The following is an 18,871-nucleotide window of genomic DNA, read 5'->3' as shown; positions in this document are numbered from 1 at the left end:
TTGGTGAGGAGTCCGCGAAGTGGGCAGGGGCCAGGCCCCGGGGGGCGATTTTGGTGGAGGGCGACCCGATTCTGGTGGTCGACGATGAGCCGAAAATCAGGGAGATATGCAGGATTTACCTGGAGCAGAACGGCTTCTCCGTAATTGAGGCCGGGGATGGCGAGCAGGCCGTCGCAAAGGCAATCGACGAACATCCCCAGTTAATGATCCTGGACCTCATGCTGCCCGGCGTCGATGGGTGGGAGGTCTGCCGCCGTGTACGGCAGGTCTCCGACATGCCCATCATCATGCTTACGGCGAAAGTTACCGAGGTGGACCGCGTGGTCGGGCTGGAACTCGGCGCCGACGACTACGTCTCGAAGCCGTTCAGCCCCCGGGAACTCGTTGCTCGCGTCAAGGCCGTACTCAGGAGGGCGCGAACCCCGGAAAACAAGACGCAGGCCGTCACTTACGGAGACCTCACCATTGACTACGACGCGCGCCGCGTGGTTTGCCAATCACATGAGGTCCCGCTTACCCCGAAGGAGTTCGACCTGCTCTGGTTCATGGCCAGGTCGCCCGGCAAGGTGTTTTCGCGGGAAAAGTTGCTCGAGTGCGTGTGGAAGTACGAATACCTTGGCGACGCCAGGACGGTTGACAGTCACATCAAGAGCCTGAGGGATAAACTTGGGGCAGCCGGAAGGCAGCGCGTGAGGACCGTCTGGGGGGTCGGATACAAGTTTGCGGTGGATGACCATGGAACCGTGTGAGGTGACAGCGGGTAATGCCGCGCGGGAAAACGGGCCCCGACCCGCGGGGAAGAGCCTGTTTGCGAAGCTCCTGGCTTCGTATATCCTTGTTATAGTGGTGGCGTTGTTCTCGGTAGCGGCGCTGCTGTCGCAGCTATTCACGGATTACTACTTCTCGGCCAAGGAGGCCGAGCTGGTCCGCAAGGGCCAGGAAATCGCCCACGTAATGACCGCATTGAGCGAGTCAGACCTCCGCACTCCCGACGACATCTGGCTCAACGCCATGGACCGGTTCCTTGACGCAAGGCTCTACGTAGTGGATACGCGTGGACTCGTGCTCGCGACGACCACCAACCTGGCCCCCAGAGGGTCGCGGCTGTCGGCGGGGGAGGTGGGCGCGTCCCCCGACAGGACGGTGGTCAAGACACGCGGCTTTAACCCGCGGTTCCGCGAACCAATGCTTTCGGCCGCGGTTCCTCTCGAACTCCGGGGCGAAGTCGTCGGCGGCCTGGTGTTGAATGCCCCAGTTACCGGCCTGGTCGCCACCATTCTGTCTGTACGCCGCATGACTCTGTTGGCTGCGTGCGGCGCAATTACACTCGCAATCATAATTGGCTACTTCCTGTCGCGTTCGATTTCCCGTCCCATTCGCGAGATGAGCCGGGTAACGCTCGAGATGGCGGGGGGTAACTTCAAGCAAAGGGTCAATGTCGCTTCGCTGGATGAAGTAGGCCAGCTTGCCACCAACTTCAACTTCCTCGCGGCGGCGCTTGACAGGACAGTGGGGGACCTCGCCGCCGAGAAGGCCAAGATCGAAAGCATCCTGTCGGACATGGCGGAGGGTGTCGTCGCAGCCGACGCCGCCGGCAGGATCATCCTCATAAATGAACAGGCGAAACGGGTAACCGGCATCAAAGATAACGTGGAGGGGCGCGCGCTCGGTGACATCCCCGGGGGGGAACCCCTGGCCGCCCTAGTGGCCGGCGTGCTCGAGACGCGCATGGCGGAAATCATGGAGTTTTCCCCCCGGGGGAGGTCGATCGTTGCCCACGCGTCTCCGCTCCTGGGCCGGGATGGTGCGCTGAACGGCGTCGTCGTTGTCCTGCAGGACGTCACCGACCTCGCGCGGCTCGAACAGATCCGCCGCGAGCTGCTGGCAGATGTCTCCCACGAACTCCGGACCCCGCTCAGCTCCATCCAGGGGTTCGCGGAGGTCCTCAGGGACGGGCTGATCGAGGATGAGACTGTGCGCGACCGGTATGTGGCGTTCATCCACGAGGAGGCCGTCCGCCTGAACCGTCTCGTTCGCGACCTGCTTGACGTCTCGTGGCTGCAGTCGGGGAGGGCGGAATGGCCTGTCGGACCGGTGAGCATGGCCGGGGTCGCCGCAAGAGTGGTCGAGCGGTTCAGCCAGGCGGCGGCGGAGCGGGGCCTGGCTCTGGAGGCTCACGTCGCGGACGACCTGCCGCGGGTCAGCGGAAACGAGGACCGCATCGAGCAGGTGCTGTCAAACCTGGTGGATAACGCGGTCAAGTTTTCTCCGGAAGGTGGGCGGGTCGAAATCACGGCTGAAGTCAGGGCTGAAGCCGGCGGGCGGTACGTCAGGACCAGCGTGGCCGACACTGGCGCGGGCATCCCACCCGGGGATCTCCTGCACGTCTGGGAGCGGTTCTACCGCGTCGACAAGTCGCGGGCGCGCGCGACGGGAGGAAGCGGGCTGGGGCTCGCGATCGCGAAGCAGATAGTGGAGGCCCACGGTGGCGCCGTGTCCGTGGAGAGCGAGCCCGGGCGTGGCTCCATTTTCTCGTTCACGCTGCCGGTATCCGAAGGGTGACTGTTCAAGAGATTGCTCGGATGGTCGTTCAGGCGAGTGTTCAGGCGAAAGGGTGTGGCTCATGGCTGGCAGGAGAAAGGTCGTAATCGGGGTGGTACTCGTCGCGGTGCTTCTGGTTGGGGGTGTTGCCGCGATGAGGAGCCGGCAGAACGGCACGAGTAAGGCTCAAGCGTCATATGTCACGACACTGGCAAAGCAAAGCCCGCTGTCGGTCACAGTGAGTGGCACGGGGTCTGTGACCCTGGCGAACAGGCAGGAGATACGGGCGGAAGTGACCGGCATAGTCCGGGAGATACTGGTCAGTTCCGGTCAAACCGTCAAGAGTGGGGACGTTCTCATGAGACTCAAGAACGACGACCTGGTTGCCCAGGCACAACAGGCCAGGATAAGCTACGACCTGGCGCTGAACCAGCTGGCCGACATGGTCGGGACGTCTCCGGAGAAGGCCATGAGTGTCGATGTATCAAACGGGCTCTCCGTGTCGTCGAAGTGGGCCGGAAGGCTCACGTCACTCAAAGTCGTACAGGGTGACCACGTGAGCGCCGGCGCTGTGATCGGAACGGTGGCCCAGGACTCGCGCATGTTCTTCGTAACCGCGCTGACGGAGGGCTATGCCTCCCGGTTGCGCACGGGTGACCCCGTTTCGATCAGGATAGAAGGATTCGATGGCGAGCTGGAGGGGCGGGTGTCCTCGGTTTCGAAGTCGACCAGGGCGACCGGCACTTCCATCTGGCTGGACGTCGTCGTCGAAATAGCGAACCCCGGCTTACTCCGGGCGGGCTCGAAGGGTACGGCTACCTTCCGTTCCGCGGACGGGGACACTTTCCTCGGGGACGGTACAGTCGAACTGTCCGCGTCAGGCTCAATCAAGGCGCCGGTGTCGGGGACAGTCTCGAAGATTCTGGCACGTGAAGGAAGCATGATCAAGGCGGGCGAGACCATCCTTGTGATCTCCGACCCGTCGCTGAGCCTGGACATCAGCTCAAAGAAACTGAGCGTCGAACAGTCGATGCTCAGCCGGCAGAAGGCGCAGCGCAACGTCGATTCGCTGACAATAAGGGCTCCCGCGAACGGAGTCGTCGTCTCCATACCCGTGGAACTGGGCAACAACATAGAGGAATCGCCTGTCCTTGCGATTATCGCCGACACGAATCACGCGGAGGCGGTCGTTGAGGTTGATGAGCTGGACCTCGCTAAAATCAAGACGGGCATGCCCGCAAAGGTGACCGTGGATGCGCTGGGCAGCAAGGTTTTCACCGGCCATGTCAAGTCGATCGCGGCCGAGGGCACGCAGCAGAGTGGGGTTGCCAAGTTCGACGTCACGGTGACAATCGACTCGCCGGAGGGTCTGAGAACCGGTATGACGGCGAACGTCGAGATAATGGTGGCGGAGAAGGCAAACGCGCTGGTCGTCCCGGCAGAGGCAGTGACGGGTACACGGGGACAGGAGACAGTCAAAGTCCTTGACGCGAATGGACAGGTCTCCGTCCGTAAGGTCAGTGTGGGGTTGTTCACCTCGCGGCTGGTGGAGATAACGGCGGGTCTCACCGAGGGCGAGCGCGTCGTCGTGGCTGCGTCGTCTAGTGCGGGTAACACGCAGCAACAGATGCGCATGTTCATGGGGCCCGGCGTTCCGGGCGGGGGCCCGAGGCCGGGGGAGCAGCGCAATCAGGGTGGCTCGAGTGGAGGCGCTCGGCAGTGATAAGGCTTGACAAAGTCACGAAGGTTTACAGCACCGGCAAGGTCGAGGTGCAGGCGCTGCTACCGATTGACCTCGAGGTCGGCCAGGGTGAGATGGTCGCCATCATGGGTCCGTCCGGGTCGGGGAAATCGACACTCATGAACATACTCGGCTGCCTCGACAGGCCGACATCGGGTTCATACTGGCTGGACGGCAGGGAGGTCGCGCGCCTCGGCTCTAACGACCTCGCGGAGGTCCGCAACCAGAAGCTCGGCTTCATATTCCAGAGCTATAACCTGTTGCCGCGCTTGACCGCACTTGAGAATACAGAACTCCCCCTGATCTATAGGGGCGTATCCACGCGCCAGAGGAAGGCTTCCGCGATGTCCGCGCTGCAGGCGGTGGGCCTGAGTGACCGCGTGAGTCACCTACCTTCCGAGCTCTCGGGCGGGCAGCAGCAACGCGTCGCGATCGCCAGGGCGCTGGCGGCGAGTCCGACGCTGCTCCTTGCAGACGAGCCCACGGGTAACCTCGACAGCAAGTCCGGGGCGGAGATCATGGGCATTTTCAAGGGACTTAACCAGCAGGGGCTGACGATTGTGCTGGTAACCCACGACGAGGGTGTGGCCCGGCACTGCAAGAGAATCGTCCGAGTGAGGGACGGCGCGATAGTGAGCGACGGGCCGTTCGTTGAAACCGGCACCATCGAAACCGGCGGGGAGGTGAGGGCGCAGTGAACTCCTGGGAAGGCGTCCGCCTGGCGTGGAAAGCGATTTCGAGCAACAAGGTGCGTTCGTTCCTCACCATGCTGGGGATCATCATAGGCGTGGGCGCCGTCATTATCCTGGTGTCCGTCGGACAGGGGGCCACCGCACAGGTAACCTCGCAGATTCAGAGCCTGGGTTCGAACCTTATAACGGTCGTTGCGGGCAGGCAGGCGGGTGGGAAGCTATACGCCTCGGACGCCGCCGAACTGGTGGAACGAGTACCGTCTATAGAGCGTACGGTGCCGTCGGTGACTAACAGCTGCAAGGTCAAGTGGCACAACCTGTCCGAGGACTCCACGTACGAGGGCACAACCGCCGGGTTCCTGGAGGTACGGGGCAGGGAGCTCGCTTCCGGGAGGTTCCTGACCGACGAGGATAACGCGCAGCGGCAGAGAGTGGCTGTGCTCGGGCAGACGGTAGTGAAGGAGCTTTTCGAGAACACAAACCCGGTCGGCGAGACCATCATGGTTTCGGGAGAGGCTTTCACGGTCATTGGAACGCTGGCCTCAAAGGGGTCGTCAATGGGCCAGGACCAGGACGACACGGTCATCATTCCGGTCAGCGTGGCCCAGCGCATGATCGGCAGCACCCAGGTGAGCAGGCTTTACGTGCAGGCCAGGTCCGCGGAGGATGCGGCCATCGCCACCCAGCACATAACCGCCATCTACGTCAGGAAGTTTGGGCGTGAGGACGCCATCCGCGCCATGAGTCAGGACGAACTCCTGTCGACAATCGGGTCGATGACCCAGACAATGACCATGATGCTCGGGGCGATCGCGAGCATCTCGCTCGTCGTCGGTGGGATCGGGATCATGAACATCATGCTGGTGTCGGTGTCCGAGCGTACCAGGGAAATCGGGATTCGCAAAGCCGTGGGCGCCAAGAACAGGGACGTATTGTTCCAGTTCCTCGTCGAGGCGGTCGTGCTGAGCCTGACCGGCGGCCTGGTGGGCATCATTCTGGGGTTCGGCGGGTCGCGGGTGGTATCCAAGGTCGGCGGCTGGCCGTCGGTGGTCTCGCCCTCGGCAGTCGCGATAGCGTTTGTATTTGCGGCCGCGATCGGGCTTTTCTTCGGCGTCTGGCCGGCGGCGAAGGCGTCGGCGCTCGACCCGATCGAGGCGTTGCGTAGAGAGTAACAAACGACTTTCTCCGGCCTGTTCGAAAAAGAGCGGAGCGCCCCCGGCAAACCCTCCTGCCCCGGGGGTGCTCCGCATTCTCCTCCGCATTTTCCGCTTGACATCCCGCGAGGATTGTGCAATTGTATTGGTAGAGAGTAATCATTACTAGATAGGAGCCGGTCATCGTGAACGACATCGCGGAAATCCTCAGAGAGAAAGGCCTGCGGGTAACCCCCCAGAGAGTAGCCGTTTACCGGTTCCTGTCCGGGACTCGCTCTCACCCGGCGGCGGAGGTCATCTATAGAGAGTTGAAGTCCGAGTACCCCAGCATGAGTCTCAACACTGTCTACAAGACCCTGCTCGCCCTGGAACAGGCCGGGCTGGTTCAACGTTTCACCACGGGCGAAAGCGTCTACCACTACGACGCCGACACGTCTCCACACGTTCATGCCGTTTGCCTCAAGTGCGGCAGGGTAAGCGACGTGCCCGGGGACTTCACACGTGAACTGGCTGATCTGAGACGACGGGCTACGGAGAACACCGACTTCACGGCCAGGTCGAACGCTCACCTCATTTTCGGCTATTGCCCGGACTGCAAGGCTTAGTCTCTTGCTGCCCGTATAGAGTAATAATTATCATAAAGTAACAATGTAAAGAAGGGGGCGAGAAAGTGTAAACGGGGGCGGGCCGTGGAAGCTAACCAGAGTACAATTGGGAAAATCACGGGTTTCGGACAGCGGAATCTAGTACAAAGGAGGACTTCAGAATGGAACTGATCAACGAGGTCAAGCTTGGAGTAACCAGGGATACCGGGCTCAAGGAAGCAGTGGAGATGAACTTCCAAGGGGAGACCAAGGAGGTTGGGATTTACCTGGCCATGGCGCGCCAGGCGGAGCGTGAAGGCTATCCGGAGGTCGCGCTGGCCCTGGAAAGGATCGCCTGGGAGGAGGCCTGTCACGCCGCCCACTTCGCGGAGATGAACGGCATGATAGGTTCAACCAAAGAGAATCTCGAGAAAATGCTGAAGGGCGAGATAGGCGCCAACAAGGGCAAGAAAGAGACCGCGACCATGGCGAAGAACTCCAATATCGACCACGCCCACGACTACTTCGACGAATCTTCAAGGGACGAAGCGAGGCACGCCCAGATACTGGAGGGCCTTCTCAGGCGATACTTCGGCTCGTAGTACTGTTGACGAGGGTCGCCGTCGCTGAGAAGGCGACGGCGACCCTCATGTATTGCCGGAGACTACAGTTATTGGCGGCCACTGCTGTGAGCGGCCACAGTTGTTGACGACAACTGTTGCCCGCGGCTACGGTTGTTGGCGGTAGCTGTTGCCCGCGGCTGCGGTTGTTGGCGGCAGCTGTTGCCCGCGGCTGCAGTTGTTGGCGGCAGCTGTTGCCCGCGGCTACGGTTGTTGGCGGCAGCTGTTGCCGAAGGCCATCAGCGCCATTTCTTAAACCTCGAGGTAATCTTCGGGGGGCCGTTCGGCCTTCTCCCATTCGAGCCCCGCGAGTGTGCTGGCCAGGTGTTCGTCCATGGCACGCTCGGCCCCGCCGGGATCACCCGTTCGCAGTCGATCGACTATCGCGCGGTGCTCGTCCATCGACGGGTTGAACTCCATGTGGATGAATGGGTCGAACAGGATGAGATAGATGTTGACGAGACTAATTATGTCGCCGACGTACTTCCGCAAGGTCTCGTTCCCGCTCAGTTCGGCGATGCGCAGGTGAAAGGCGTCGTTCCTCCGGTAGTAGGCCTCGGCGTCACGGGACTCGAAGACCCTACCCTCTTCTTTGATAAGGGTTTCCAAATACTCGAGGTCGGACGGGGTAACCCGGGTGGCCGCGAGCCGGCAGGCCATGCCCTCCAGCTCGGCGCGGACGGCGAAAGCGTCCTCGATTTCCTCGCGCGTCGGCTTGATCACGAAGGCGCCACGGTTGGGTATCATCTCTACGAAGCCGTCGTACACGAGGCGCCTGATTGCCGCCCGCACCGGTGTCCTGCTCACTCCCAGCTGCGTGGCCAACGTCTCCTCGACAAGCTGTCTGTTGGGCCCGATGTAACGCTTGAATATGGCCGTCTTGATGCGCTGGTAGACCCAGTCTTCCGTATTCTGATTCTGGGTGGATCTACCGGCTGTCTGTTCTGCCGGCTGTTCCCCGTTCTGCTCACCCTTCAACCAGCGGCACCTCCGACACGCTCTTCTTGATCGCGAACCCGCGCCTCTCCATCTCCTGGGCGAAGTATGGTCCCGGGAGAGCCAGTTCCACCGGCTTTGCGCCCCGCGGCGTCAAGCCTTTCGCATTCGCTATGACCATGATGGAGGCGTGCCACCCCGTGGTCCGCTCCATGGACGTGAAGCCCGTCGCCTCGTCGTAGTAGTCAACCAGGTCGAGCACGACCTCGGCCCTCTTCCCGTCCTTCATCCCGGTGGCCTTTATCCTGATGACCACCAGGTCTCTGTCCCCGGGCTGTGGTTTGAGCCTCGGCTCTAGCAGCGCGTGCAGAACCTGCCTGGGTGAGACCTTGACGCCCTCCACTTCGACCGGCTGCTCCTCCAGGAGCCCGGCGTCGAGGAACGCTCTCCACTGCGCGAAGTGCGGGGGATACCGCACCGTCTTGTTCTGGTAGGTCTTCAACGCCCAGGAACGTGAAGGGCGCCGTCGAGGTCCCGCCCGCGGTGGTGAACGCCTCCAGCTTCCCGACCCCCGGGATCTCTATCTCTTCGTACTCGATATAATGTAGGGACTTCGACCAGCTTCCAATCCCGCAGGAGGTAGGTGCTGCCGTAGTACTCGTTGGTCAGGCCCGCGATGTTGAACGTCAGTGTATAGTTCCACGGGAGTCTCGGGTTCTGGGTGAGGCCGCCGTCCCAAATGTAGACTTCTTCCGGCTGGTCGAGCAGGCTCATCGCGTACACTGCCAGCGATGTGCCCATGCCCGGGACCTGACCGCAGTCGGGGACGATGCTGATACCTGCGCGCTGGGCCTCCTGATCCATCTTCAGCTGCTCAATCACCTGGGCCGTGTTACCGCCCAGGTCGCACATACTTGCCCCAGCGTCCACTGCTGCCCGCGCCACGTCCAGGTTGAAGTAATACGGCACCGCACTCAGGAATGACTCGACTGGTTCGAGGAACTCCCGCAGTTGCCGCGAGTTCCGTACGTCGACTGCCGCCGGCCGGGCAACCTCCCTTCCTACCAGCCGGTTGACCCGCCGCGCCGACGCCTCCGCCGCGGCCGGGTTGACGTCGCCGATCGCGATCGAGTCGGCCTCGCCGAACCGGGCCATATCGTACGCGGCCGCCGTACCCTGACGTCCTCCACCCACCACCGCATACTTGAAACCCATCTTTACACCCTCTCCTCGTATGAACGGATGATCTGGAGCAACTCCGCCGACAGCCGGTCATCGAGTGGTTCGGGTTTGTGCTCGCGGATGATCGCGCGCGCCCGTGCCCTGGCTGTCTCCGCGGGTGCGGGTTTACCCGCTGCCTCCCATTCCTCCCAGCTCTGTCTTGCGAACAGCGTGGGGTTCCACAACCTTCGCATCTGCCGGCGCGTATGGCGTTCGGCAAGGAAATGCCTGCCCGGCCCAACTTTCTCGATGACCTCGACCGCGAGGTCGTCGTCACTGCAGGATAGTCCCTGGAAGAAGTGCACGATGTGGCCGAAAACCTCGGCATCCATCACCATCTGCTCGAACGCGAAGGTCCGCGCCGAATAGAGCAACCCGGCGCCGCTCATCATGTCCGCGCGGCCGATATAGCTGGCCATGCCGGAGAGGACGTTCTCGACTCCCGCCTGCCAGCCGGATTCCTTTGCTCCGGATGCGAACGTCCCTATCGAGGAGGGGATTCCGTACCACCTGGCCATTCGGGCGCAGGCGACCTGGAGCAGGGCGTCTTCCGGGCCGCCGCAGGCCGCTGCCCCCGTCCGCAGGTCCATCACGGTTGGGCACGCGCCGTAGAACGCCGGGGCGCCCGGGACGAGGGTCTGCAGGGCCACCATGCCCGCCAGTACCTCCGCGTTGCTGATGACCAGGGTCCCTGCGACAGTGGCCGGCGCGGTCGCGCAGGCCATGGGCATGGTAACGAAGCCGCATGGTATCCCCGCTCTGGCGAAGACCAGGGCCGCTTCCAGGGGCTCCCTGTCGTAGCAGAGAGGGCTCAGGCTGCACTGGAACGACGAAATCAAGGGCCTCTCTCTGAGTTGTGCGCTGCCGCCGGCGACCGCCTCGGCCATCTCGACGACGCCCCTTGCGGCGGCCTGGGTAACCGCGGTCATGCACTGGATGTGCTTGGTTGTGTTCTCGAGTTGAGCGTGTATCTCGTGGAGGGATTGCGTCTCTGGAGGGCAGTCCCGGGCCGCCACCGGTTGCCACACGAAGGCGATCTCGGACAACGCATCGGCGAGGCGGGTTGCGAGCACCACGTCCTGCCTGGTCGACGGTCTTCGCTCGCCCGTTTCCAGGTCCAGGATCTCGCAGCCGCAACCATCCATCGAGAGGTAGCCGTGGTTTCCGTCGATGGGCAGGTCCATCCGCGGATCGCGCGCGCAGAGCGTAAATCCACGGGGTGCCTTCGCCACGGCTGCCTCAACCATGTCCCCTGGGAACCTCACCCGCATGGTATCGCCGTCGACAAGCGCTCCCGCGTCGTGCAATGCGCTGAGTACAGTCTCGGACCGCATTATGACACCCGTTCGCTCCAGCACGGTCAGTGTGGCGCGGTGGATTGTCCGGGGCATGTCCGGGGGCAATAACGGGACGTTGGATTCACCGGAGTCGCCTCCGGCTGTGTAGGAAAACGAGAGTGGCCGCCGTTGAATGGCGTCGCGAGTCTTGCCAGACATTGTCGCGCAGGGCATTGATTCACCCCTCGTCCAACCGTATACAATCATTGTACACAATACCCAATCTGACAATAACGGCCGGCAGGCGGTGTGTCAATGCGTCTTGGGGACTGTGACGGCGACAGAGCCGCAAAGGTTGCGGCCTACGCGATACTCCGGCGGAACATCCCCGACGCCAGCATCGTTGCAGCCGCGGCCGCCGCACCGAGCACCACGATGCCCTGGGCCAGGGATGACCACTCCCAACCACTCAGGAACAGCGTCCGCATCGGGTTGATGCCGTAGCTCAACGGGTTGAACATGGCCACCTTCGCGAGCCACGCCGGCATCATCTCGAGCGGCATCATAGCGTTGGACGTGAACATCAGCGGCATGGTGAAAAAGTTCGTCACGGCCATGAGCGCCTCATGGCTGGTAATGACCGCCCCGAGCGCGAGCGAAAACGCCGCAAACACCTGGCTTGTCAGCACCGCCAGGAGCACCAGCGCAAGTGCGCCCACCGGCCCCGCCGCGAAGTGCGCGCCCATCAGCAGAGCAAGGCCGAGGATGACCAGGGCCTGGAATGCCGCTTGAATGGCTATTGACAGCATCTTCCCCGTGACAATCGCGGTACGGGATATGGGCGCGGCCAGGAGCTTCTGGAGATATCCGAACCGCCTGTCCCACACGATGCTCATTCCGCCGAATATCCCCCCGAACAGCGTAACCATCATCACGATGCCCGGCGCCATGTAGTCGAGATACGACTTCGCCGGGAACCCGGGGATGGCCGCCATCCGCTGGAACATGTTGCCCATCAGCGTCAGCCAGAGGACGGGCTGCAGCAGGGTCATGATGATTCGCATCTTCTGACCCCAGAGTCGCTTCAGCTCTCTCCAGCAGATCCACCAGGTATCGTGGAGCAAGGTACTACCGGTTGACACCGCAGGATTTCTCACCAGGTTATTCACAGTGCTGCTCATGTGAACATTCTCCTCTTCAAACACGTGTCTCGGTCGGCACAGGGCAACAGTGGCTGGCGCCGACCGGCGTAGGCCGGCATGGACCGGGTGTCAACTACGCATCCTCCGCACTGAAATGTGGGTGCGCAGGAAATCGGCCCCTCCGCCATTGTCCCGGAGCTCACGCCCCGTATAACGCAGGAACACATCGTCGAGCGACGGACGCTTCAGGGTCACCGACTCGACCCGCATGCCCTGCGAAGCGAGGTGGCCCAGCAACTCCGGGATAGCACGGTCCCCATCCCTGGCCACCAGCTGCAACGCCCCATCGCCCGCGGGCTTGACCGATTCGACTCCCGGGAACGCGGCGATGACCTTCGACGGGTCCGCGTCGCCGCCGCCGGCTCCGCCAGCAGCCCCGCGCTCTGCCTGGCCGCGGGCCAGGCAGATGGTGATCGCGTCGCCGCCGAGGGACGCCTTCAACACCGCCGGTGTGTCGAGCGCCACGATTTGCCCGTGGTCGATAATGGCGACCCTGTCGCAGAGATGGTCGGCTTCCTCCATGTAATGAGTAGTGAGGAACACGGTCATGCCGTGTTCGTCGCGCAGCCGGCGGACGTATTCCCAGATCCTCGCGCGGGTCTGGATATCCAGGCCCAGCGTGGGCTCATCCAGGAACAGGAGCCGCGGGCGGTGCAGCAGCCCCGCCGCTATGTCGAGGCGCTTTCGCATCCCGCCGGAATAGGTGGATACGAGGGAGTTCGCGTGGTCAGTCAGCTCGACGGTGGTGAGTACGTCGTCGACACGCTCACGCAGCTCGGCAGGCCGCAGGTGGTACAGATTGCCCTGCAGGATGAGGTTCTCCCGCCCGGAGAGCGTTTCGTCGACGGCCACGTCCTGGGAGACGTACCCGAGCTGCAGCCTCACGCGGTCGGGCGACTCCGCCACGTCGTAGCCGCACACCAGCGCACGGCCCGAGGTGGGCCGGACGAGGGTCGTGAGCATCATGATCGTGGTGGTCTTCCCCGCGCCGTTTGGCCCGAGAAATCCGAATATCTCGCCCGCCCGGACCTCGAAACTTACTTCGTTGACCGCCAGCATGCCGCCGGCGTATCTCTTGGTCAGTGATTCGGTCTTGATGATCGGTTCACCGTTGTTCGTGCTCATTTACCGCCAACCTTTCTTGATCTGGTTCCTGGACCGGCTTCCGCGGAGCCCGGCCGAGCCGGGCAGACGCCCGGGTTCGTGGGGGAGCAAGAGATGCCGGGTGCGGCCTCGCCACCAGCTTCGCCCGGAGTTGAGGACCGGCAGCGCCTGATGGCAGCCAACAGCTCCTCGAGCCCCCTTCCGACGACGTCCCGCTGTCCTGCGTCCATCGACCTGAACAGGTTCAGGTATGTCATGGACCATTGCGCGAAGAGATCTCGCATGATCTTGTCAGCGGCCGGCGTAGACGACAGGTAGACCACGCGGCGGTCCTGATCGCTCCTCTCCTTCGTCAGGAGGCCGGACGCCGCCAGGCGGTTCACGATGTCCGTGATAGTGGGTGCGGTGACGTCCAGCATGGCCGCCAGTTCCCCCGGTGTAATCTTTCCGTGCTTGTGCACGATGAACAGTATCCTGAACTGCGGCATGGTGAGGCCCCATGGGGGATTGGCCTCGTGCAACGCCCGCATCTCCCTCATCATCGACTCGTGCAGGGAGGAGAGGTATTCGGGGGTGAAGCCGCCAGTCGCGCGGTCTTCTTTCACAGGGTTCACCTCCTCCTGAATGGCCCGAGCGCGGGCACACAGGGTGCGCAATTAGTTAGGGCCAACCTAATTAGGCTGAAGCTAATTATAGCGCTGTGCGGGGCGGAGTCAAGTGTCAATCGGGCGACGGGGGAACCTTTTCAATTAAAAGACTCGATTTGGCTGCTCTTCAAAGCCAACTCGACGACCTTCGTAAGGAAATCAGAGAATATGAGACGCTGCAATCGGTGCAGCCCAGTTGTCTACACCTTGACTCGCTGGAGGAACTCCCTCGGGACCTCATAAGGGCTCGCAGCCCTGAGGTCTTCGGCGGTCATCTTTCTTACTATGACGCCTATCGCGTGGGCAACGCTTGTAACCCGCAACTACCTGCCGGCGTTCGGCGTCGTGGTGACGCTGACCGTCGTTAACATGCTCCTGGTAATCATGAGCCCCGACGAGATCGTGTACCTCCCCTGGGCGATCCCTATCCTCTTGACCCCCATTGGGAACGAAGCGCCGCTCGTCCCGGCATCGTGGGCGATCCTGGCTGCGACATCGGCGGTGGGCGCGCTGCTCACGGTACTGCAGCTCCAGTACGCCGATCAGGACAAGTGAGAACGAAACGAGGTCGTGAGGCCTTGAGTTCCATGAGTATGGCGCAGGAAGGCCTGTTCACTCTGGAGGGGCGATCCACGGTCCGGGCGCTACCCAGCTGCCGCGGAATGGCCTATTTCCAGCCAGCGCCGCGGTAATGGGGCCTAGAAACGTCCTAAGAATTGCGGCGACCTCTCTGAAGGTCTCAGGTGCATCGTTCAGCCTGCTCTTCCTGACGAACGCCCGCCATTGTGTTGCCTTGTAAGGGTCATCGGCGAGAGAGTCTTTGAAGGCGGAAGGCTCGGCGAGGACCCTCGTTCCTCGATTCCTGAACGTCTTCTCGATGGCAGCGGACAATGGCTCACCCTTGAAGGCATACTTCTGTGACAGCAGCCAGACGTCGTAGAAGTCCTTCATTCTGCTATTCAGGACGCCGAGCTCTACCATGGCTTGGAACTTCTCAGCGATTGTGCTTTCCATGCTGTAGCCGTTCAACTCTGGAGGTGGGAAGTCAAGAATCGCTGGATACACGATTCTGCAAGGAGCGGGAGTGACTACGTCGCCAAATCCGATGTCGATCTGAAGCGACAGGCGGGCGTTGCCGAGGTTAGTCCTTAGGCGAACGCGCACGCCCTGATACTCGGCATCCCGTGCGATTCTGGCAGCGGTAACGGTTTCGGCGTGAAACGACATTCCGTCCGCTATGACATCTTGCAGGCAGGCATCTTTGATGGCAGTGACGATCGCCTCGATGTTGTTATCCATTCGGGCAAGGACATCGATGTCTTTGGTTGGGCGCGACGCAGCCGGCCTCCACACATAGAACATCAACGCGCCCTTCAATATGAACCTGTCTGCGTGGTGGCTCCTTGACAGCCGGTACAGGAACCGTTCTACGGCAAAGCGTTGCAGGAGTTCGTTGAAGGGAAGAGAAGCCTGCTTTGCCTTGTTCAGCAGGCGTTGGTGTACCGAGGCAGCCATGTTCTTGACGTCATTCGTCATTACAGGATTGCCTCCAGATACGGTCGCATGATCTTCTCGACCCGGCATATCGAGGCGAATCGCATAATATCGTCCACGTTGACCCTCATTCTCTCGCGGTAAAGGCGAATGGCCTCCATCGCGGTGTCCAGGCCGATTCTGTTGCGGAACTTGAAGCAGTCTGCAAGAGTTTTCTCGGGGCCATAGATGCGAGCCCGAACACCATCGAATTCGTGGATCTCTATTCCCTCAGTGAAGGCATTCCCGCTAAACCGGTAAGTCCGAAGTGGAGGGAATTCCAGCCGGGGCTCTTCGGCGCCCCGTGGCAGTGCCAGATGCACTTCGTGTGGGATCTGCGTGGTGAGGTCGTGAAACGCCAGAGCTGAGATCAGGCAGACCACCCCATTCGGCACCCGTGTGGCAACGACTACCAGGTCGGGGTTTCCAGGCGCGGGGCTTTCAGCTAGACGATATACCCCGCGGCTTACTCTCTCCAGAACCCCGGATCTGTACATGGAGTAGAGGGTATCAGGATGGATTCCATCGCGGATAGCCTGCGCAGTACGGTAAATCCCACCGTGCTCCTTGAAGGTGGAAACTGCCCGGTCGAACCGCGCACGGTATTCTGTTTGTGTTGGGTCGGTCATGATAAAATCACCTACAGATAGTCACGTATATAGGTAAGTTTATCAATTGCCGCTCGAAGAATCAAGAAGAACAAGATGACAAAGCCCAGTGAAATTCACCGGGCTTGACAGCATGGCTTCACAAAACGGAGCAGACATAGCCTTCACACGGTCGTGAGTTCGCTGAAGATCCCGGCCTGGCGCAGAATTCGCAGCGCCGCGAACAGCCCCGACTGCAACGCACCCTCCATGAATCCGAAGAAATCCGGAGATGTAGCTTCTCCGGCAAAGAAGAGCCGTTCGTGAAACGGGCTGTTGAGGACGGGGAGGATCGTCGTCACCTGCCCGGGCGCCGGAAATGAGTAGCCGGTCATGGTCCAGGGATCCCGGGGCCAGGTCACAAACCGGGTCCGCAGCGCTTCGTCCGCGTACCCCGGATACAGTGTGACGATGCGGCGCGTGAAATACCGGTGAGGATCACGCGCTTGCAGTGCTGCATCAGCGTCGGGACCCCCTGCGAAGACCGACAGTTCCAGCCCCTGACCGCATACCTGCATCTGGTTGTCGGTTCCTTCAAGACGGTCAGGTTGGACAGGTCCGCACGCAGAGCCGACGGGACCGAGGGCACTCGCGACATACACTCACGCAGTCCGGCCTGCGCAAATTGATGCTTTTCCGTTCCGGATATCTTCTGGCCAAAACGGCGGTGAAGCCGGGCATAGAGTGACATGGCGACATCGAACTCCTCACAGCGTTGGATGTGTGGTGGCGTACCGTGACCCTTCGAGGGCTGCAACGTGCACGCGCCTTCGTAGCCCATTCTATGACCTGGCCGGCGTGGATGCCTTCGATTGGAATGCGCCAGCAACCTATCGTCCACGGGACCAACGTGGCGGCAGCTCTGTTGGGGTCGGACGCGCGGCAGTATACTTGAGGTGTCCGGAACTGCACTTCAGTGTCAACCAACATGACCCTTCAGCCATGAAGTGGGGAGGTTCTGCCAATGGAGCGTGAGAAAGCACGGCGGCTTGCCTCGGTCATAGCAACCAGGCACTCGACGCGGAAATATGGTGGACCGCCCATCGATCCCGCTGTCATGGATAGATTGGCGCAGGTCGCCCTTGAGGTCGAGCCGGTCGACGGTGTACACGCCAGAGTTGAGCTCGTCCAGGGAGCGGCCGCGGCGGGCGGATTATTCAGGGGCATAGCCGGCGCGTACGGCAAGGTCACGGGATGCCCGGCGGCGATGGTGTTGGTGGCGGACACCTCAAGACCGGGGCACCTGGAAGCGGTAGGATACTACGGCGAGCAGGTCATCCTGGAAGCAACATCCCTCGGAGTTTCAACGTGCTGGGTGTCGGGCTTTTTCAAACGCGATGTTGCTCGTCAAGCGGTTGCGCTCGGCGACAACGAGGAAGTGATAGCCGTCAGCCCGCTCGGGTACCCTGCGCCGGGCATCGGCAGGATTCACGACGCGTCGATGAAGATGATCCAGCCGTTGCAGGGGGGCAGGAAGCCGCTGTCTGCCATCGTCAGGGGATCCACGCTCCGCATACACGAGGGCGGCAGGGAGGGGATACCGGTTTGGCTCCACAGCGCGCTCGAGGCCGCAAGGCTCGCGCCGTCCGCGCGCAACCGTCAACCGTGGGTATTCGAATCGAGAGATGATGGCACTGTGGCGCTGTTCGCGGCAGTAGGCGCTGATTTCAGGCCCATCGGGCTCAGGGATCATAAACGACTCGACTGCGGTATCGCCATGCTCCATTTCGAGGTGGCCGCGCTGGCAAGCGGCGTCGAGGGGGCGTGGACGCTCGGCCTTGGCGAAGAGCAGCCCGTCGCGGTGTTCAGGAGCGCGAGCCAGGAGCCGGGCGCGACCACCGTTCCCCTCTAGACTATGTACCTGACCGGCGCCCCGGGGAAGAGCGAGCCGATCTCGTTGACCAGGAATTCCTCCGCCTCCGTTCTGATGCGGGGGCTGTAACAGTACTTGCCCCTCCCCTTGGGCCTCATGCAACGCCTATCCAGGAGGTTCTCCGCGTTCGGGAAGGCCTCGCGGTTGATCTGCTCGTTCGCCAGCCCGTACGTCATGAAGATAATCTCGAAGAACAGCCTGCGCTTGACCCCTGCGCTCAGCTCCGCTTCGAGGCGTTGGAGCAGGCGCCCGTACATCTCCCTCCACCCGGTAAGCATGATCACGGGGGCGAGGTTCAGTGCCACCGGGTAGCCGGCCGCTGCGAGGGCGTTCGCTGCGGTGATGCGCGCCCCCAGTGGCGAGGTCCCCATCTCTATGCGCCTGATGATCTCCTCGGGGTTGACACTGACCCTGATCGTGGTTTTCCCCCTGTGGTTCAGGGAGAGCAGTCCATCTATCGCGCCGAACTTGGTCGCGAGCGTTGCGCTCCCCCTTTCGAGGCCGGCGAACCGTTCGATCGCCCACTGGAGGCTCCCCGTGACGGAGTCCTCGAGCACGAGGTCGCTGTTGGAGCCGATCTCGAACACGGCAGGGTCCGCCAGCCGCGACGACTTCCGTTCCACGGCCGCCCAGATTTCCTCTCTGTTTACGAAGACGCGCAGGTACGAACTGCTGAAGAAGGTGCACAGGAGGTAGCAGTAGAGACAGGAGGCCGAGCAGCCGGAGGATGTGAACGGGACTATGTAGTCTGCGGACCTGTTGTTCGGCAGAATCCGGAGTGATTTGCGGACCCCGATCACCAGGACCCTTTTCAACCTGGGCAGCATCCTGTCAGGAACCTCTCGCAGGCGCTCGATGCGGTGGTGCGCCTCCACCTCGATTATGGGAATGCCCTGGCCCGCGTAGCGTTCGACAAGCGCCCGTCCCAGCGGGTAGTCCTGCGATCCCCTCTCGACGTACACCTCGGCCGGCACGAAGAGGCGGCCGGTTGACCCAGGCTGATCCAGCGGCATGCACCTCCGGTACGGAGTATGCCCCGGGGGAGGGAGTTACCGGGAAGTATGCACGGGCAGACGAGCTGAAGAGACTGGAGCAAGAG

At 62.0% G+C, this 18,871-nt stretch carries 20 protein-coding genes; 9 read left to right on the top strand and 11 right to left on the bottom strand.

The window, feature by feature from the left end; translation table 11 throughout:
- Positions 1 to 53 precede the first annotated feature (53 nt).
- The 7 genes from HPY55_04680 (at position 54) to HPY55_04650 (ending at position 7,314) form a co-directional block, all read left to right on the top strand.
- Positions 54 to 749, top strand: coding sequence for a response regulator transcription factor (locus HPY55_04680; protein NPV69934.1), 696 nt, complete (start codon positions 54 to 56; stop codon positions 747 to 749).
- Positions 736 to 2,562 (top strand): HAMP domain-containing protein, encoded by a 1,827-nt coding sequence (locus HPY55_04675; protein NPV69933.1) that lies wholly within the window; start codon positions 736 to 738, stop codon positions 2,560 to 2,562. Before HPY55_04680 ends, HPY55_04675 begins: the two co-directional genes overlap by 14 nt.
- Before the next feature lie 61 nt (positions 2,563 to 2,623).
- On the top strand, positions 2,624 to 4,264 hold the full coding sequence (locus HPY55_04670) for an efflux RND transporter periplasmic adaptor subunit (GenBank protein ID NPV69932.1): 1,641 nt from the start codon (positions 2,624 to 2,626) through the stop codon (positions 4,262 to 4,264).
- A complete protein-coding gene (locus HPY55_04665) occupies positions 4,261 to 4,980 on the top strand; it encodes an ABC transporter ATP-binding protein (GenBank protein NPV69931.1) in 720 nt (239 codons plus the stop codon). The genes HPY55_04670 and HPY55_04665 overlap by 4 nt, the downstream gene beginning before the upstream one ends.
- Positions 4,977 to 6,146, top strand: coding sequence for an FtsX-like permease family protein (locus tag HPY55_04660; protein ID NPV69930.1), 1,170 nt, complete (start codon positions 4,977 to 4,979; stop codon positions 6,144 to 6,146). Before HPY55_04665 ends, HPY55_04660 begins: the two co-directional genes overlap by 4 nt.
- Before the next feature lie 167 nt (positions 6,147 to 6,313).
- Positions 6,314 to 6,733 (top strand): transcriptional repressor, encoded by a 420-nt coding sequence (locus tag HPY55_04655; GenBank protein ID NPV69929.1) that lies wholly within the window; start codon positions 6,314 to 6,316, stop codon positions 6,731 to 6,733.
- Between the two features lie 161 nt (positions 6,734 to 6,894).
- Positions 6,895 to 7,314 carry a rubrerythrin family protein gene (locus HPY55_04650; protein NPV69928.1) on the top strand — a complete coding sequence of 140 codons (420 nt, stop codon included), beginning with the start codon at positions 6,895 to 6,897 and terminating at the stop codon, positions 7,312 to 7,314.
- 270 nt (positions 7,315 to 7,584) lie between these two features.
- On the opposite strand, the gene HPY55_04645 is transcribed toward HPY55_04650, so the two are convergent.
- The 7 genes from HPY55_04645 to HPY55_04615 form a co-directional block, all read right to left on the bottom strand.
- The gene (locus HPY55_04645; GenBank protein ID NPV69927.1) at positions 7,585 to 8,310 is read right to left on the bottom strand and encodes a GntR family transcriptional regulator; all 726 of its coding nucleotides are present in this window, start codon (positions 8,308 to 8,310) and stop codon (positions 7,585 to 7,587) included.
- Complete coding sequence (locus HPY55_04640; protein NPV69926.1) at positions 8,300 to 8,770, bottom strand: hypothetical protein; 471 nt, start codon at positions 8,768 to 8,770, stop codon at positions 8,300 to 8,302. Before HPY55_04640 ends, HPY55_04645 begins: the two co-directional genes overlap by 11 nt.
- A complete protein-coding gene (locus HPY55_04635) occupies positions 8,767 to 9,483 on the bottom strand; it encodes a hypothetical protein (GenBank protein ID NPV69925.1) in 717 nt (238 codons plus the stop codon). Before HPY55_04635 ends, HPY55_04640 begins: the two co-directional genes overlap by 4 nt.
- A gap of 2 nt (positions 9,484 to 9,485) precedes the next feature.
- Positions 9,486 to 11,000, bottom strand: a complete 1,515-nt coding sequence (locus HPY55_04630) for a hypothetical protein (protein ID NPV69924.1) — start codon at positions 10,998 to 11,000, stop codon at positions 9,486 to 9,488.
- Positions 11,001 to 11,128: 128 nt separating this feature from the next.
- Positions 11,129 to 11,947: an ABC transporter permease gene (locus tag HPY55_04625; GenBank protein NPV69923.1), complete on the bottom strand. Its 819-nt coding sequence runs from the start codon at positions 11,945 to 11,947 to the stop codon at positions 11,129 to 11,131.
- Positions 11,948 to 12,037: 90 nt separating this feature from the next.
- Positions 12,038 to 13,093 carry an ATP-binding cassette domain-containing protein gene (locus tag HPY55_04620; protein NPV69922.1) on the bottom strand — a complete coding sequence of 352 codons (1,056 nt, stop codon included), beginning with the start codon at positions 13,091 to 13,093 and terminating at the stop codon, positions 12,038 to 12,040.
- Positions 13,090 to 13,677 carry a winged helix-turn-helix transcriptional regulator gene (locus tag HPY55_04615; protein NPV69921.1) on the bottom strand — a complete coding sequence of 196 codons (588 nt, stop codon included), beginning with the start codon at positions 13,675 to 13,677 and terminating at the stop codon, positions 13,090 to 13,092. Before HPY55_04615 ends, HPY55_04620 begins: the two co-directional genes overlap by 4 nt.
- Before the next feature lie 327 nt (positions 13,678 to 14,004).
- On the opposite strand from HPY55_04615, the gene HPY55_04610 reads away from it, so the two are divergent.
- Positions 14,005 to 14,274: a hypothetical protein gene (locus HPY55_04610; GenBank protein NPV69920.1), complete on the top strand. Its 270-nt coding sequence runs from the start codon at positions 14,005 to 14,007 to the stop codon at positions 14,272 to 14,274.
- 57 nt (positions 14,275 to 14,331) lie between these two features.
- On the opposite strand, the gene HPY55_04605 is transcribed toward HPY55_04610, so the two are convergent.
- From HPY55_04605 to HPY55_04595, 3 genes are all read right to left on the bottom strand, one after another.
- Positions 14,332 to 15,255, bottom strand: a complete 924-nt coding sequence (locus HPY55_04605) for a nucleotidyl transferase AbiEii/AbiGii toxin family protein (protein NPV69919.1) — start codon at positions 15,253 to 15,255, stop codon at positions 14,332 to 14,334.
- Positions 15,255 to 15,881: a transcriptional regulator gene (locus HPY55_04600; GenBank protein NPV69918.1), complete on the bottom strand. Its 627-nt coding sequence runs from the start codon at positions 15,879 to 15,881 to the stop codon at positions 15,255 to 15,257. The genes HPY55_04605 and HPY55_04600 overlap by 1 nt, the downstream gene beginning before the upstream one ends.
- Positions 15,882 to 16,024: 143 nt before the next feature.
- The gene (locus tag HPY55_04595) at positions 16,025 to 16,417 is read right to left on the bottom strand and encodes a hypothetical protein (protein NPV69917.1); all 393 of its coding nucleotides are present in this window, start codon (positions 16,415 to 16,417) and stop codon (positions 16,025 to 16,027) included.
- Between the two features lie 446 nt (positions 16,418 to 16,863).
- On the opposite strand from HPY55_04595, the gene HPY55_04590 reads away from it, so the two are divergent.
- Positions 16,864 to 17,751 carry a hypothetical protein gene (locus tag HPY55_04590; protein NPV69916.1) on the top strand — a complete coding sequence of 296 codons (888 nt, stop codon included), beginning with the start codon at positions 16,864 to 16,866 and terminating at the stop codon, positions 17,749 to 17,751.
- Here HPY55_04590 and HPY55_04585 read toward each other — a convergent pair.
- Positions 17,748 to 18,746 carry a spore photoproduct lyase gene (locus tag HPY55_04585; GenBank protein ID NPV69915.1) on the bottom strand — a complete coding sequence of 333 codons (999 nt, stop codon included), beginning with the start codon at positions 18,744 to 18,746 and terminating at the stop codon, positions 17,748 to 17,750. The two genes, HPY55_04590 and HPY55_04585, sit on opposite strands and share 4 nt — an antisense overlap.
- Positions 18,747 to 18,871: the final 125 nt, after the last annotated feature.

The sequence above is a fragment of the Bacillota bacterium genome (genome assembly GCA_013178305.1).
In the GTDB taxonomy this organism is placed as follows: Bacteria; Bacillota; Sulfobacillia; order JABLXB01; family JABLXB01; genus JABLXB01.
This window is presented reverse-complemented; position numbering and strand designations above follow the sequence as displayed.